The sequence below is a fragment of the Yoonia litorea genome, assembly GCF_900114675.1.
In the GTDB taxonomy this organism is placed as follows: Bacteria; Pseudomonadota; Alphaproteobacteria; order Rhodobacterales; family Rhodobacteraceae; genus Yoonia; species Yoonia litorea.
On sequence record NZ_FOZM01000001.1, the window covers coordinates 992,711 to 1,007,575 of the forward strand.

Genomic DNA, 14,865 nt, shown 5'->3' on the forward strand with positions numbered 1-14,865 from the left:
TTACGACTGCCCCTTTTCCTTCAGCTTTGCCGCATCCCAAAGCGCATCCATTTCCTCCAGATTGCTTTCTGCCGGTGTTTTGCCACGCGCACCCAATGCATCCTCAATGGCGGCAAAACGGCGCGTGAATTTGCCGTTTGCAGCGCGGAGTGCTTCTTCCGGGTCAATATCAAGGTGGCGGGCGAGGTTGGCGACAACAAAGAGCAGATCCCCGAATTCCTCGGTGATCTCTGTGTGGCTGAGGGTCTCGCGCGCCTCGACCAACTCGCCTGCTTCCTCAACAATCTTGTCGATGACATGCGAGGTATCAGGCCAGTCGAACTCCACGCGTGCCGCGCGTTTCTGGAGCTTCACGGCACGGGTCAGCGCGGGCAGGCCGATCGCCACCCCATCCAATGTGCGGGTCTGGGCTTTCTTCGCACGTTCGGCGGCTTTGATCTTTTCCCAGTCCTGCACCTGTTGTTCCGCAGATTTATCGCGGGATTCGTCGCCAAAGACATGCGGGTGCCGCGCGACCATCTTGTCTGAGATGTTTTTCACGACACTGTCGAATGTGAAATGGCCCGCCTCGCTGCCCATCTGCGTATGGTAGACCGTTTGCAGCAAAAGATCGCCCAATTCACCCTCCAGTTCTGCCCAGTCCTTACGGGCGATGGCATCGGCAACTTCGTAAGCCTCTTCAATGGTGTAGGGCGCGATGGTGTCGAAATCCTGTTCGATATCCCATGGGCAACCCGTTGCGGGGTCGCGCAAGCGGCGCATGATTTCCAGAAGACGCGGCATCCCGCCGTTTTCATCGTGGATCAGCGCGTCATCAGCCATTGCATGCCCTCTGGTTTTTCGTGTTCACTGGCACCCTAAGCCGACCCTTGCCGGAGTGCCAGTGATGCCCGTCATCAACCGTATCGCAGAATTTGCCACCGACATGACGGCCTGGCGCAGGCATCTGCACCAGCATCCCGAAATCGGTTTTGCCTGCCATGAAACGGCGGCTTTTGTGGTCGAGCGCCTGCGCACATTCGGGGTTGATGAAATCCACGAAGGGATCGCGACCTCTGGCGTTGTGGCCATCGTCAACGGGCAGGGTGAGGGGCCAACTGTGGGCTTGCGCGCCGATATGGATGCGCTGCCCATGCAGGAAACCACAGGCCTCGACTATGCCTCAACCACCAAGGGCAAGATGCATGCCTGCGGCCACGACGGGCATACGACGATGCTTTTAGGGGCCGCGCGCTATCTGGCCGAGACCCGCAATTTCGCTGGCCGCGTCGCGCTGATCTTCCAGCCCGCCGAAGAGGCCGGCGGTGGCGGCGGCGTGATGGTCGAAGAAGGCATCATGGACCGTTTTGGCATCCGCGAGGTCTATGCCCTGCATTGTGCGCCTGATGCACCCGTTGGAAGCTTTTACACGACACCGGGCCCGATCATGGCGGCAGTCGATACGTTTCATATCCACATCAAGGGCAAGGGCGGCCATGGTGCCTTCCCGCACGAGACCGCTGATCCTGTGGTTGCGGCGGTCGGTATGGTCAATGCGATCCAGACGATCGTCAGCCGGAACAACTTTGCCGAGGATGCGCTGGTGGTGTCTGTCACACAAATCCACACAGGCTCGGCCGACAATATCATCCCTGAGACCGCCTATATCAACGGCACCGTCCGCACCTTTGATCCCAAGGTGCAGGCACTGGTCCAGCGGCGTCTGCAAGGCATCGTTGCAGGGCAGGCGGCGGCCTATGATGTAACTGCCGAGCTTGACTATGAAATCGGCTATCCCGCGACAATCAATGATCCGGCCAAGACGGCCTTCGCGACAGATGTGGCGCGTGAGGTATCCGCAGACGTCACTGGTGATGCGATGCGCGAGATGGGGGCCGAGGATTTTTCCTATATGTTGCAGGAACGGCCAGGGGCTTACCTTTTTGTGGGCAATGGGCCAAGCGCGCCTTGGCATCACCCCGATTTTGACTTTGCCGATGAGGCGGCACCAGCAGGAGCTAGCTTCTTTGCGCGTGTCGTTGAGCGCGCCTTGCCGCTGGGTGGATAGATAGGGAGCCTCCGGCGGGAGTTTTTTTGCCAAGATGAAAAGAGAGCCGTCCGGGTGCGGCCGAAAGGAAGTGTGAGATGACTTTGGACAAAGCCAAAGAGCAGGTCGATCTGGCAGTGACAACGTCCCATTACCGGGGCTTGTCGCATGAGAATGTGTTCAGCGGGGCACCTTCGTTCCTGCGGCGCAGCTACAGCAAGGACCTTGCGGGCTATGACCTTGCGGTCACAGGTGTCCCTTTTGATCAGGCTGTCACCCATCGGCCGGGAACGCGGTTCGGCCCGCGTGCCATCCGTGAGGTTTCGGGGTTGCAGCCGTGTGACAGGCCCTTTGGATGGGACGGCTTTGACCCCTGGACTGATTTTGCGATCGCTGACTATGGCGATATGCCTTTTGATTATGCCAACGTGGCCGGTGTACCAAAGCTGATTGAGGCCCATATCAGCGGCATTCTGGATCAGGGTATCGGATCAATTACGCTGGGTGGGGATCATTTCATTACCTTACCCATCCTGAAGGCTTACGCGTCAAGATACGGTCCGATGTCGGTCGTTCAGTTTGACGCACACTCCGACCTTTGGCCCGATGATGATATGGACCGGATTGACCATGGGACGTTCATGTATAAAGCCGTCAAGCTGGGGCTTGTGGATGTGACGCGGTCGGTGCAGGTGGGCATCCGGACGGACTGCGAAGACTATTGCGGTATGCCTTTCATTGACGCGCGCACTGCGCATGAAAAAGGGGCCGCCTGGGTCACCAAAGAGATCAAGGCCAAGGTCGGTGACCATCCCACATATGTGACCTTTGATATCGACGCGCTTGATCCGGCCTTCGCGCCCGGAACGGGGACACCTGTCTGGGGTGGGCTTGCGACATGGCAGGTGGCCGCGATCCTGCGCGATCTTGCTGGGATCAATATGGTTGGCGGCGATGTGGTTGAGGTGTCGCCGCCCTATGACACCACCGGAGCGACAGCGATTGCAGGTGCCCATGTCGCGGCAGAGCTGTGTTGCCTTGCGCTTTGGAATAAAAGGAAAAAGTGATGCCGAACCAACCGATTTCAGGGAATGATCTTGCGCGGTTTTCGGGGCCGCAGACCTTTATGCGGTTGCCGGAGGCCGCGACCGCCGAAGGCCTCGACGTCGGGTTTCTGGGCATTCCCATGGATATCGGGACCAGTTGGCGCTCCGGCACCCGCATGGGCCCCAAGCAATTGCGCGAACAATCCGCCATGATCCGGCCCTATAATATCCAGACAGGCGCTGCGCCTTTTGATGCTTTGCAGTGTGCCGACCTTGGTGATGTGCCGATCAACACGTTTTCGCTGAGCGACACTATTTCCATTATTACAAAGACTTATGCCGCACACCTGAAGCATGATTTCATCCCAATGACGCTGGGTGGGGATCATACGTTGACGTTGCCGGTGCTCAGGGCTGTGGCGGCGAAGCATGGGGCTTTGGCTTTGGTGCATGTCGATGCCCATGCGGATGTCAACGACGAGATGTTTGGCGAGCGCGAGACCCATGGCACGGTTTTCCGCCGCGCCTATGAAGAAGGGATCATCACGCCTGACAAGGTTTTCCAGATCGGTTTGCGCGGTACCGGCTATACCGCTGATGACTTCAACGAGGCGGCGGGCTGGGGGTTCAACCAGTATCTTGCACCATCGCTCTGGCATAAGTCGCTGACGCCTTTAGCCGCTGAAATAAAAGAGAAAATAGGCGATCAGCCGTGTTACATCACCTATGATATCGACAGTCTCGATCCTGCCTATGCGCCCGGAACCGGCACGCCGGAAATCGGCGGATTGACAACCCCTCAGGCAATGGAACTGATCCGTGGACTACGGGGGCTGAACATTGTGGGCTGCGATCTGGTCGAGGTGTCTCCGCCTTATGATCCCTCTGGCAATACCGCGCTGACGGGGGCAAATCTGATGTTCGAAATGCTCTCGATTTTGCCAGGGGTGCCCTACCGTTAAGGGTGCACTGGGCGTACACAGTGCGTACACCAGCTGTACACAGGCCGTACACAACCCGTCTGCACAGGTTATTTCACCCAAAGAGAGGCGCAAATGCGCATTTTGATCATCGTCTTGGTCCTGATAGCGGGGCCGATGCTTTATATCCGGCTCGCGCCGACCAGTGTTGATCGCTGGCACAACCGTCCCACAGCGACAGAGCCATCAGACCAGCAGGATGAAGGCGGCTTTACCGCTGTGCGCCGGATCACGGCACCGGCTGTGGAGGTTCTTGCCGCCTTCGAGCAACGCGCGCTGGCAACGCCGCGCACAACCTTGCTGGCAGGGAGCGTCGCCGAGCGGCTTTTGACGTTCGAAACACGGTCGCTGATCTGGGGCTTTCCTGACTACACCACCGTCACGGTCGAGAATGATCTGTTGATCGTCTATGGCCGCTTGCGTTTCGGTCGGTCTGACATGGGTGTGAACAAGGCGCGTATCCAAGGCTGGCTCGACAGTCTTGGCCCCTTGACCGAACCGCTTTGATCGGCCACTTCAGTCGCCATGATCGCAGCAGATAAAATCGAAACCCTGATCGACCGTTTCCAGTTTCTGGAGGCGAAAATGGCCGACGGCAGTGCTGGCAGTGATATTGCCAAGCTGGGCAAGGAATATGCCGAGCTGCGTCCAGTAGTCGAAACGGTGACGGCCTATAAGGATCTGCTGCAGGAAATCGCCGATGCCGAGGCGATGCTGAAAGACCCTGAAATGCGTGAACTGGCAGAGATGGAACTGCCGGAATTGCGCGAACGGCTTGAAGCGTCAGAGCATGACGTGCAACTGGCCCTTTTGCCAAAGGATGCAGCCGACGGACGGCCTGCCTTGTTGGAAATCCGTCCCGGGACAGGTGGCGATGAGGCATCGCTGTTCGCGGGTGATCTTTTGCGAATGTATCAGCGCTATGCCGAAGGGCAGGGCTGGAAGTTTGAAATCCTTGAACAAAGCGAAACCGAGGTCGGCGGGATCAAGGAAGTTGTCGCGCGGATCGCGGGCGAGGGTGTGTTTGCGCGTTTGAAATATGAAAGCGGCGTACACCGTGTGCAGCGCGTGCCTGAGACCGAAAGCGGCGGGCGCATTCATACATCGGCTGCGACGGTGGCTGTGCTGCCAGAGGCGGAGGATGTGGACATTCACATCGACCCGTCAGATATCCGTGTCGATACAATGCGCGCGTCAGGATCGGGCGGCCAGCACGTGAACACAACCGATTCAGCCGTGCGCATCCTGCATGTACCGACAGGGATCATCGTTGTCAGTTCAGAGAAGTCGCAGCACCGCAACCGCGAGATTGCGATGCAGGTTCTGAAGACACGTCTTTTCGATCTGGAGCGCCAGCGGATCGACAGTGAACGGTCTGCCGACCGGAAATCTCAGGTCGGGTCCGGGGACCGCTCTGAGCGGATTCGCACGTACAACTTCCCGCAGGGGCGCATGACGGACCACCGTATCAACCTGACGCTCTATTCGCTTGGGCAGGTGATGCAGGGCGATCTTGGTGAAGTCATCGACGCCTTGCAGGCGGATGCACAGGCGACCCTTCTGGCCGAGATGGGGGCTTAGCCCTAGGGTGTCTGACGCGACAGTCCAGCAAACCATTGCGCAGCTTGTCGCGTTTCTGAAAGGCGGCCCTGACGCAGTGCCGGCAGTTGCGCCCGTTGAAAACCCCGCGCGCGAGGCGCGGTTGCTTTTGGCACATGCGATGGGGGTGCCCGTGCAGCGATTGAGCCTGCATGCACAGGATGAGATCACCGCCGATTGCGTGGATCAGGCTTTTGTCTACGCAGGACGCCGCCGTCAGGGTGAGCCTGTGAGCCATATCCTTGGGTATCGCGAATTCTTTGGCCGTCGCTTTGAGGTGGACAGCCGCGTGCTTGATCCGCGCCCCGAAACCGAAGTGCTGGTGGCAGAGGCGCTGAAGATGCCCTTTGTTGATGTGCTGGATTTGGGGGCCGGATCGGGGGCGATCATCCTGACATTGCTGGCCGAGCGGCCAGAGGCAACCGGCGTGGCGACCGATCTGTCGCCTGCAGCCCTGCAGGTTGCGGCAAGCAATGCAGCTGCTTTGGGCGTGGACACCCGCGTGCATTTTGAGGTTTCAAATTGGTTTGAGGCTATCGGCGGTGAATACGATCTGATCGTGTCGAACCCGCCCTATATCGCAGCTGACGAAATGGACGCGCTGCAACCTGAAGTCAGGCTTTTTGAGCCGCGCATGGCGCTGACGGATGAAGCTGACGGATTGAGCGCTTATGCGCGGATTATTGCAGCAACACCGGATCACCTGCGCAAGGGCGGGCGTCTACTGGTCGAGATCGGGATGACGCAAGGGAAGGCAGTTGCGGCCATGATGCGGGACGCCGGGCTTGCAGAGGTCGAAGTGATTCCTGATCTGGATGGCCGTGATCGGGTCGTGATCGGCAAAAAGCAGTAAATTACCGGATTTTAGGCGCAAATTTAGGCTCAAATGCTTAAAAGTGGGGTTTTGGGCTTGTCTTGAGGGGGGCTGCATGCTTATTCCTTAGGTATCGGCAGGGACGCGGCTCGCCACCGAACCCCCCTCCGATCAGTCGCCAAAACATCGCAGGGCCACAGTAAACCGCGCAGATGATCTGCGTAACATGGCCAAAGCAATGACAGCCAAAGGCTTTTAAAAACGCATGAGATCATCGAAGTCACGGTCGCGGAATAAAAACCGCAACAACCGTCCGTCGGGCGGGAATATCATCAATCGGGTATTCGACAGCTCCGGCCCGGATGGGAAGGTGCGCGGCACGCCGCAGCAGATTATCGAGAAATACAACCAGCTTCATCGTGATGCCGTTTTGTCAGGCGACCGGGTTGATGCCGAGAACTATGCCCAGCACGCAGAGCATTACACGCGGATGCTGGCCGAGGCGCAGCGCGAGGTCGAGGCCAAGCGCGAAGAGCAGGAAGAACAGAACCGCCAGCGTCAGGCAGAACGTGACCGCGAACGCGCAGAGCGTCTGAAAGCGCAGGAAGCGGCTGCCAATGATCCCGGCAGCATGGAACAGCCCGACGTGTCTGACAGCGACAGCGGCCTTGTCGATACGCCGGAAGAAAAGCCCAAGCGCGAGCGCAAGCCGCGCGCGCCGCGCAAGCCCAAACCCCAGCAGGCCGAACAGCCCACGCCTGACGCGCCGGAAGCCGCAGAATAACAGATCAGCCCTCCGGTTTCGGGGGGTGAGTGGTGTCTTGGAAACGAGTGGACCGCTTCAGCCACGAACGGGCGGCGCGCTGTGGCAGATGCCGGATGCCTCCGGCGGGAGTTTTTCTGCCAAGATGAAGGGGCTAGCCTGCCGCGTCGAGCGCGCGCGCGAGGGCGCAGAAGGCCTCAAGTCCAACCTGCTCGGCCCGTTCGGTGGGTTTGATGCCTGCGGATTGCAGGATGTCCTCGATGTCGGGGTGCAGTGATTTCAGCGCAGAGCGCAGCATCTTGCGCCGCTGGTTGAAAGCCGTGCTGACCACGCGGTTGAGCGTTGCGGGGTCGGCAGGGTAGCGCGGGGCGGGCAGGGCTGTCAGGTGGACCACGGCAGAGTTGACCTTGGGAGGCGGGCTGAACGCCTCCGGCGGTAGTTCCAGTACAATTCGAGGGTCACTGCGCCATTGCGCCAGAAGTGCCAGACGTCCGTAGGCCTTGCTGCCGGGGGTCGCGGTGATGCGCAGCGCTACTTCACGTTGGAACATCAGCGTCAGCGTGTCCCAGAAGGGGGGCCATTGCGGTGGTGTGAGCCAGCGGACCAAAAGTTCCGTGCCCACGTTATAGGGCAGGTTGGCCGCGATCTTGATGGGGGGTGTGAGATGGGCCAGCGGATCGACCTCAAGCGCGTCACCGCCGATCACCTCAAGACGGTCGGGGTAGGCAGCGCTGATCTCGGCCAAGGCGGGTAGGCAGCGGGGGTCTTTCTCGATCGCCAGAACACGTCTTGCGCCTTCGGCAAGTAGCCCGCGCGTCAGGCCACCCGGACCGGGGCCAACTTCGAGCACATCCGCGGTCTTCACGTCGCCCGCAAGTCGCGCAATCTTCGCCGTCAGATTGAGGTCGAGCAGGAAGTTCTGCCCCAATGATTTCTTTGCGGCCAACCCATGCGTGGCGATCACCTCGCGCAAGGGGGGCAGATTGTCGATGCCGCTCACTTTGCGGCACCTTCGCGTGCATCGGCCATGCCCGCTGCCATGCGGATTGCGGCGATCATCGAGGTCGCATCCGCAATCCCCTTGCCCGCGATGTCAAAGGCAGTGCCATGATCGGGAGACGTGCGAATGAAAGGCAACCCGAGGGTCACATTCACCCCGCCCGAGAAATCCAGCGTCTTGATAGGGATCAATGCCTGATCGTGATACATGCAGACCGCCGCATCATATGCGCTGCGTGCGCCTGCGTGGAACATGGTGTCAGCCGACATCGGCCCCGCAATGTCGAAGCCTTCATTGCGCAGCGCGTCCAGCACCGGCGTGATCATCTCGCGCTCTTCAAGGCCGATCTTGCCGTCCTCACCTGCATGGGGGTTCAGTCCGGCAACGGCAATGCGCGGCGCAGCGATCCCGAAATCGCGCTTGAGGGCGCCATGGGTGATCAGGATCGTGTCGGTCAGGAGGCTTGCGGTCAGGTTCTGCGGCACATCGGCAAGCGGGATATGGATGGTGGTCGGCACAACGCGAAGCATGTCACAGGCAAGCATCATCACGACCTGGCTGGTGCCTGCCAGAGCCGCCAGAAACTCGGTATGGCCCGGATAGGCAAAGCCTGCACCATCAATCAGTGCGGCCTTGTGGATGGGCGCGGTACAGAGGGCGCGGGCGGTGCCGTCCTGCACCAGCCGGACGCTGTCTGCGATGGCGTCGATCACCCCTTGCGCATGCGCCGGGTTAGCTTGCCCTGCGACAGCCGCAGGGCCGAAGTCGCGCGGCAGCACCGAGAGTTTGCCGGGCCGTTGATCTTGCGGATCATCGGTTTCATGGATCGGGGTATCTTTTGGCAGATGCCGCGGGTCCCCCAGCCAGACAAGCGGGATATCAGCGCCGAGCGCCTGCCATGCGGTCGCCGCAATTTCAGGTCCGATCCCTGCCGGTTCCCCGCAACTGATCGCAATTGGACGCATCAGCGGATATCGGCTGCCGCACGCAGGTCGGCGATCAAAGCATCTGCCAGCGCCGTGAGCCGTTGACCGCGGATCTGGTTGCCGATTGCTTCGCGGTCCGTGGTGGCCCCGGCGATCTGGTTGCGCGCGCAAAGCATCAGGAACACCAGTGTCTGACCGTTGTTTGCCGTCAGGTTTGTCGAAATCTCGCCCGGATCAAGCTGTGCGAGTTCCAATGCGATATCGCCAGGGATTTCGGATGGCGCGCGGGTTTCGCGATCAAGCACTTCGCGCGGCTGATCCTTGGCGATCCCGTAAAGATCATCACAGACATCGACTTGCGCGGCAACATTTGCGGCGATCTGCTGTGCGGCTGCGCTTTGCCCGCCAGGGATGTAATAGGCTGCGTAGTCGATGCTCGCAGGCGGTGTGACCGGTCTGCGCGCCTCGCGTTGGCCGCGCTTTTGGAAGAGCGCAATCGCGTTTGGCAATTCAATCGGCTCGGTGACCTCTCCGACCGACAGATCAAGAAGCGTCGTGGCGATCTGGGGCGGATAGTTGGATGCAGGGACCCAGTCGATACGCCCGCCGTTTTCGCGTGATGGCAGTGCAGAGGCCTGACTTGCAGCGCGCGAGAATTCGTCAAAACTCCTGATCTGGGCAATGCGACCGGCAACCTCGCGGGCGCGGGTTTCGTTTTGCGGTGTGATCGGGATGATGATTTCCGACAGGAGCAATTCGATTTGTGTGGGTGCCGCACCTTGCCGCGCAATCGCACGATCAATATCCGCCTCTGTCACGGTGACTTCGCGGTTGAACCGGCTGCGGACGAAGTTGCGCCAGAGCACACCGGTTGCCACGTAGTCACGCAGCGTTGCCGGGTCGATGCCGCGCTGTCCCAGCACATTCAGAAACTGGTCCAGCGTGAGATTGGCGCGGCTGGCAAAGGCTTCGAGTTCTTCGTCCAGCGTCTCTGGCGGCAGGCTGACACCGAAGCGGGAAAGTTCCTGCTGTTTCAGGCGATCCTCGATCAGTGTTTCGCGTGCCTGTTGTGTCAGGTCGCCTGGGGTGTTGAAGGCATCCAGCAAAAGCCGCCTTTGGGTCAGCTCATACTGTGTGATGACCCTGTCGTTGACGCTGATGACCGGTGTCAGTTGTCCTTGCGCCGAGGCTGGCAAGACCATCGAACAGCCAAAAATTACAGCAAGACAGACAGCTTTCACATTCGTCAAACGCATCATCATACTCTTGATTGTCTTCAATTTCCGCATCCTGTCGTCAGCCCGCCCGCAGCGCGCCCTGTGGAAAAGCCGCCGATACTGCCGCTGATCCCAAATGTTGTTGTTGGCGCGATTGTATCTGAGGACGCAAAGCGGCGCGAGGCCGAAACGTCGATGGTCACGCATTCGTTGCGCCACTCCAGTCCGATGCCGGCACTGACAGGGCGGTCTGCGGCGATGTCGTAGCGGGCATCCAGATCGACCGTCCACGCGTCGCTGAGCGCAAAGGCGGAATCGACAGTCCATTCCGAGATCGTATCGGGGCGGTTTTCAGAGGCATCGGGGCCTTGCCAGATGTAATTTGCGCCCAGCGTGATCCAGTCGTTTCGCCATGTGATCCGGCTGTCGGCCACGTTCAGCCCGTCATCGTCATCCCAAAGGCTGCGGGCGTCGAAAAGGAAGCCTCCTTCGGCAACGATCTGGCCTGCGATCAGCCAGTCGGATTGGGCCTCTTCCAGTCCTGACGACGGTGTGAAGCGGTCATCGGCCTCTTGCCGCAGAATGCGCCCTACCGTGAGCGTGGTGTCGAGTCCTTTGGCCCCGTAGCGGCTCCAGACCAGACCGGCCGCGGCCTGAACGCCGGTCTGGACGGCGTCCTCGCCTGCAAATCGCGACAGCGCCAGAAGATTTGCGCGGTCAAGTTCCGTGCGGGTGCTGTCTTCGTTCGGGGGGCGGTCACCGAAGCTTTCGGCCCAGGCCAGTTGTGCGACGGGTTCGATGATCTGGACGGTGCCGCCAGCACTGTTCTGGATCAAGGGCCAGCGCAGGGTCAGGTTCGCCGATGGGACAAAGCGCAGGGCCACGCTTTCAAAGGCCGGATCGTCGGCCACGGCAAAGACATCTGCTCTTGCGCCGGTCGTGGCGGTGATGAGCATTCCGTTGCGCAGCACCCAGTCTTTTTGCCAGCCTGCGTAGCCGCCTGCTCTGAGAAGGTCGCGGCCTGCATCGCCTGCGACATTGCTGGTGCGGTAGGCTGCATCAAGACCGGCTTCATAGACGAATACGCTGCCGTCAGGGCCTGCTTTGCGGCCTGTGTAGCTCAGATCAGCGACGATGGGTGGCAGTGAGGCGCGGGACTCGTCATCGCGCAGTGTTTCAAAGAACGTCAGGCGCGTCTGGAACAGTTGGTCGTCGGTGACCTTTGTCAGGCTGATTGCGCTGTCGAGGCGGTCTTTCTCGGAATAGTTATACGCACTGAGATAACCTGCATCGCTGGTGCTTTCGATATCGAAGGCCAGTTGGTAGCCGCCCGACAGGGCAAAATCGCCTTCGGCAAAAAGATAGGCGCGGGTGCCGTCAAAAAGCGTGTCATCGCTGAAAGCCCCTTCGGCACGCAGGAAACCGTTGCGGAAGGCTTGCCGGTAGCGCCATTCCAGCGTGCGTGTTTCTGGTGAAATGTAAGGTGTCAGTGTCAGGTCGCGGCTGTCACCCAGGGTGATGAAATACGGCAGTTTCAGTCCAAAGCCGAGACGGTTGGTGTTGCGTTGCTGTGGGACCAAAAGGCCTGTCGCCCGTGACAGTGTGGGATCTGGCAGGCGCATCCGTGGCAACCAGATGACAGGCACGCCTCTGATCAGGAAACTGGCGTTCTGGAAATACAGTTGCCGGGAGATATCGTCGTGGATCACCCGTTCGGCCCTGATTTCCCAAAGCGGGGGGCGGTCGCCGCAGACGCGGCATGAGGTCGCCGATGTTTTATAGAGTTGCGAAAACCGCCCCTCCTGGCGGTCAAGCTGGTTGGCCACGATCTGCAGCTGCTGGTCGAGCACGATACGTGCACCCTGCAGGATGCCGTTTTCCAACGTCGGATCAATATCGGCCTGGTTGGCTGTCAGGATTGTCCCGTCTTCGGCCCTGATCACAATTGGCCCGTCCAGTCGCAGCCTGTCGGTCTCAGGATCATAGACCACGCGGCTGGCGGTGAGACGGGTGTCGCCGTAAAACGCCTCGACGTTGCCTTCGGCCACAAGGCGGCCATCTGCTGTCAGTCTGACGCTGTCGGCAATCAGGTTAGCGGCGGATTGACTGAACCCGAAGGTAGGCCAGATCAGCACGATCAGGAACGCGAGCCACCGCATCAACCGTCCTCACTGTGCAAAAGCGCGCCCAACGACAGCCCAATCGCTGCAAGTGGTGGAGCCCATGCTGCCAGTACGGCTGGCAGTTGGCCGTTTTCACCAAGGACCAAGGCAAAGTTGCGGATGAAATAGATGATAAAGGCCAGAATAACCGCAAACAGAACCATCAGACCCGTCCGTCCGCCGCGCTGGTGGCGCAACGTGAAGCTCGCCCCGATGAGGACCATCGACAAAAGAAAGATGGGTAGGGCTAGTTCGGTGTGAAACCAGACCAGGTGGCGCTGTGCCGAAAACCCGGCTGCCCGCAGTCGATCAATAAAGGCGGGAAGTTCCCAGATCGGGATAGAGGAGGGGGTCCCGAAGCTGTCGCGGATCTGATCCGCTGTCAGTGTCGAAGCGATCGAGAGCGCACCGGATGTGCTGGCTGCGGCCTCTGGAATTGCCGTGTCAGACAGCGGCCAGATCTTTGCATCTGTGAGTGACCAGACACCCGGCAGGAGGGCGGCAGTGCGTGCCTCGACACGCCGCAATGGCGTGCCATCCGGCAGGAAGGTCAGAAAGGTCACATCACGCAATGCAGTGCCGTCGAGATTGGCGCTTTCTGCGCGGATCACGGTTTGCCCATCGGCATTGCCTTGCCGCAACCAAAGGCCAGAGGATCCGATCGACAGGACAGAGTCGTTGCCGCGCAGTGCGTCACCTCTGGCCTCAGATTGTTTGGATGTTGCGGCCACAATGGGATTGAAAACCGCAACGCAGATGACACCGATCCCAAGTGCGACGACCAAAGGTGCGATCAATGCTTTCAGTGCAGACCGACCGGAGGCGCGTGTGACGACCATTTCCGAGGATCGCGCAAGGCTGAGAAACAGCGCGATACTGGAAAGAATGATGATCAACGGCATGATGCGATAGACGGCCTCTGGCACGTTGAGAAGGCTGAGCACAAGAATGTCGGTAAAGCCAGCATCCGCGCTGCTGAAGCGCCGCAACTGGTCCACCAGATCGACAAAAAGGATGATCAGAAAGAAAATCCCCGCGATCCCCAAGAATGTTTTGAGAAACCGTTTCGCGAAATACTGGTGGAGGATCATGTGCGCGCCTCCAACCGTGGTTTGCGCGTAAGAAACGCAGGCTTGCTTGCCCAGACCAGCAGGATGCCGACAATCACAAAACCAACCGCATTCGAAAGGTAAGTTGCAAACCAGAGGGCGGGATCACTGCGTGCGGTGTTCAGCCCGACTGTTTCGACCGCTTTGACCAGAATGATCAGGAAAATTGCGGCTGTGATCTGTTTCCACACACCAAAACGGCTGTAGCCGCCGACCATGAGGGTCGAAAACCCCAAAAGTGCGGCAACAGTGCCAAGGATCGACTGGCTGAAACGGTCATGGCCCCGCGCGATCAGTTCCGCCGCCGTGCGCCGTGTGGCTTCTTCCAGTTCCGGTGTAGGGTTCAGCAAGGCCAACGTGCTGAGATGCGAGTCGCGCAGACGCACCGCGCTTGGTGCCTCAATCAGGTTGCCGATATTGTAGGCGAAGTCCTCAAACCGTGTGGTGAAAAGCCGCTGGTCCGATTTTCGTAGGGTCTGGACCATGCCGCCGATCATCACCAACTGCGTTTCGCGCACATCCCGCACAAGAAACGCGCTGGAGGCGGTGTAGGTGACTTCTTCCTCTGGTGCACGCAGATCAGACAGGAAGATATCTTTCAGTTCGCCTTCCGGTGTGATTTCGCGGATGTAGAAGGTCACACCGTCAACGGGTTCGATAAACTGGCCCTCGGTCAGAAGGCGTGCGGTCAGATTCTGTGCGATCTCGGCCTCTCGCTCGGCCAGTCGTGCACTGCTGAGAGGCACAAGAACATGCATCAGAACCGACATCATCACCGCCACGATGACCCCGAAGTAAAGCACTGGCCTTGCCAGCCGAAACGGCGAATAGCCTGTCGCCTGAACGACCGTGAGCTCTGATTCCGTTGACATGCGGTTTGTGACATAGACGGCTGCTGCAAAGGCTGCGAGCGGCAAGGCAAGACGGATGACAGCGGGCAGCGAAAGGGCGGTGAATTCAAGAAAAACGCCAGCGGACTGACCGTCAGCGATCAGCTGATCGAAAAGGATTACAGCGCGGTTGATCCAGTAGATCAGGATCAGGACAAGGCTGAAGAACCCGAAGAGCACGAGGAGTTGGGACAGCATATATCTGTCGAAACGTGCCACCCTCTTTTCCCTTTTCAGTCAGTGCTTAATCTTAGGCAAACTATCGCAAGCCTGCGGCGTATTGAACTGCTATCTGGTCATTATCAGGGGGGCAAGCTAGCTTGGCCCGCAAGC

Annotated in this window: 14 protein-coding genes; 7 read left to right on the forward strand and 7 right to left on the reverse strand. The window is 59.5% G+C overall.

Features of this window, described 5'->3' with window-relative positions:
• Entirely contained in the window at positions 1-822 is an 822-nt protein-coding gene (mazG, locus tag BM316_RS05255; protein ID WP_090204863.1) for a nucleoside triphosphate pyrophosphohydrolase, read from the reverse strand.
• A 64-nt stretch (positions 823-886) separates the two neighbouring features.
• On the opposite strand from mazG, the gene BM316_RS05260 reads away from it, so the two are divergent.
• The 7 genes from BM316_RS05260 to BM316_RS05290 all read left to right on the forward strand — a co-directional run bounded on the left by BM316_RS05260 (position 887) and on the right by BM316_RS05290 (position 7,249).
• Positions 887-2,047 (forward strand): M20 aminoacylase family protein, encoded by a 1,161-nt coding sequence (locus tag BM316_RS05260; RefSeq protein ID WP_090204865.1) that lies wholly within the window; start codon positions 887-889, stop codon positions 2,045-2,047.
• 77 nt (positions 2,048-2,124) lie between these two features.
• Positions 2,125-3,093, forward strand: a complete 969-nt coding sequence (gene speB / locus BM316_RS05265) for an agmatinase (protein ID WP_090204867.1) — start codon at positions 2,125-2,127, stop codon at positions 3,091-3,093.
• The gene (gene speB, locus BM316_RS05270; RefSeq protein ID WP_090204870.1) at positions 3,093-4,034 is read left to right on the forward strand and encodes an agmatinase; all 942 of its coding nucleotides are present in this window, start codon (positions 3,093-3,095) and stop codon (positions 4,032-4,034) included. The genes speB (BM316_RS05265) and speB (BM316_RS05270) overlap by 1 nt, the downstream gene beginning before the upstream one ends.
• Before the next feature lie 93 nt (positions 4,035-4,127).
• Positions 4,128-4,559: a DUF1499 domain-containing protein gene (locus tag BM316_RS05275; protein ID WP_165606541.1), complete on the forward strand. Its 432-nt coding sequence runs from the start codon at positions 4,128-4,130 to the stop codon at positions 4,557-4,559.
• 18 nt (positions 4,560-4,577) lie between these two features.
• Positions 4,578-5,633, forward strand: coding sequence for a peptide chain release factor 1 (prfA, locus tag BM316_RS05280; protein WP_090204873.1), 1,056 nt, complete (start codon positions 4,578-4,580; stop codon positions 5,631-5,633).
• A gap of 55 nt (positions 5,634-5,688) precedes the next feature.
• Positions 5,689-6,504, forward strand: coding sequence for a peptide chain release factor N(5)-glutamine methyltransferase (gene prmC / locus BM316_RS05285; protein WP_242649827.1), 816 nt, complete (start codon positions 5,689-5,691; stop codon positions 6,502-6,504).
• A gap of 226 nt (positions 6,505-6,730) precedes the next feature.
• A complete protein-coding gene (locus BM316_RS05290; RefSeq protein WP_090204879.1) occupies positions 6,731-7,249 on the forward strand; it encodes a DUF4167 domain-containing protein in 519 nt (172 codons plus the stop codon).
• Between the two features lie 133 nt (positions 7,250-7,382).
• Here BM316_RS05290 and rsmA read toward each other — a convergent pair whose 3' ends face one another.
• The 6 genes from rsmA to lptF are packed head-to-tail and all read right to left on the reverse strand — an operon-like array spanning position 7,383 to position 14,730.
• Positions 7,383-8,228: a 16S rRNA (adenine(1518)-N(6)/adenine(1519)-N(6))-dimethyltransferase RsmA gene (gene rsmA, locus BM316_RS05295; RefSeq protein WP_090204881.1), complete on the reverse strand. Its 846-nt coding sequence runs from the start codon at positions 8,226-8,228 to the stop codon at positions 7,383-7,385.
• Positions 8,225-9,193 carry a 4-hydroxythreonine-4-phosphate dehydrogenase PdxA gene (gene pdxA / locus BM316_RS05300; protein WP_090204883.1) on the reverse strand — a complete coding sequence of 323 codons (969 nt, stop codon included), beginning with the start codon at positions 9,191-9,193 and terminating at the stop codon, positions 8,225-8,227. The genes rsmA and pdxA overlap by 4 nt, the downstream gene beginning before the upstream one ends.
• A complete protein-coding gene (locus BM316_RS05305; RefSeq protein ID WP_242649767.1) occupies positions 9,193-10,434 on the reverse strand; it encodes a peptidylprolyl isomerase in 1,242 nt (413 codons plus the stop codon). Before BM316_RS05305 ends, pdxA begins: the two co-directional genes overlap by 1 nt.
• Positions 10,431-12,530: an LPS-assembly protein LptD gene (locus BM316_RS05310; protein ID WP_090204886.1), complete on the reverse strand. Its 2,100-nt coding sequence runs from the start codon at positions 12,528-12,530 to the stop codon at positions 10,431-10,433. Before BM316_RS05310 ends, BM316_RS05305 begins: the two co-directional genes overlap by 4 nt.
• Entirely contained in the window at positions 12,530-13,624 is a 1,095-nt protein-coding gene (gene lptG, locus BM316_RS05315) for an LPS export ABC transporter permease LptG (RefSeq protein WP_090204889.1), read from the reverse strand. Before lptG ends, BM316_RS05310 begins: the two co-directional genes overlap by 1 nt.
• Positions 13,621-14,730: an LPS export ABC transporter permease LptF gene (gene lptF, locus BM316_RS05320; RefSeq protein WP_090204892.1), complete on the reverse strand. Its 1,110-nt coding sequence runs from the start codon at positions 14,728-14,730 to the stop codon at positions 13,621-13,623. Before lptF ends, lptG begins: the two co-directional genes overlap by 4 nt.
• Positions 14,731-14,865: the final 135 nt, after the last annotated feature.

Bases quoted from the DNA above. Each gene is read 5' to 3' on its own strand.
- BM316_RS05290 (WP_090204879.1), top strand. From the start codon at position 6,731: ATGAGATCATCGAAGTCACGGTCGCGGAATAAAAACCGCAACAACCGT.
- lptG (WP_090204889.1), bottom strand. From the start codon at position 13,624: ATGATCCTCCACCAGTATTTCGCGAAACGGTTTCTCAAAACATTCTTG.
- speB (WP_090204867.1), top strand. From the start codon at position 2,125: ATGACTTTGGACAAAGCCAAAGAGCAGGTCGATCTGGCAGTGACAACG.
- mazG (WP_090204863.1), bottom strand. From the start codon at position 822: ATGGCTGATGACGCGCTGATCCACGATGAAAACGGCGGGATGCCGCGT.
- lptF (WP_090204892.1), bottom strand. From the start codon at position 14,730: ATGCTGTCCCAACTCCTCGTGCTCTTCGGGTTCTTCAGCCTTGTCCTG.
- BM316_RS05260 (WP_090204865.1), top strand. From the start codon at position 887: ATGCCCGTCATCAACCGTATCGCAGAATTTGCCACCGACATGACGGCC.
- BM316_RS05310 (WP_090204886.1), bottom strand. From the start codon at position 12,530: ATGCGGTGGCTCGCGTTCCTGATCGTGCTGATCTGGCCTACCTTCGGG.
- pdxA (WP_090204883.1), bottom strand. From the start codon at position 9,193: ATGCGTCCAATTGCGATCAGTTGCGGGGAACCGGCAGGGATCGGACCT.
- speB (WP_090204870.1), top strand. From the start codon at position 3,093: ATGCCGAACCAACCGATTTCAGGGAATGATCTTGCGCGGTTTTCGGGG.
- prfA (WP_090204873.1), top strand. From the start codon at position 4,578: ATGATCGCAGCAGATAAAATCGAAACCCTGATCGACCGTTTCCAGTTT.
- BM316_RS05275 (WP_165606541.1), top strand. From the start codon at position 4,128: ATGCGCATTTTGATCATCGTCTTGGTCCTGATAGCGGGGCCGATGCTT.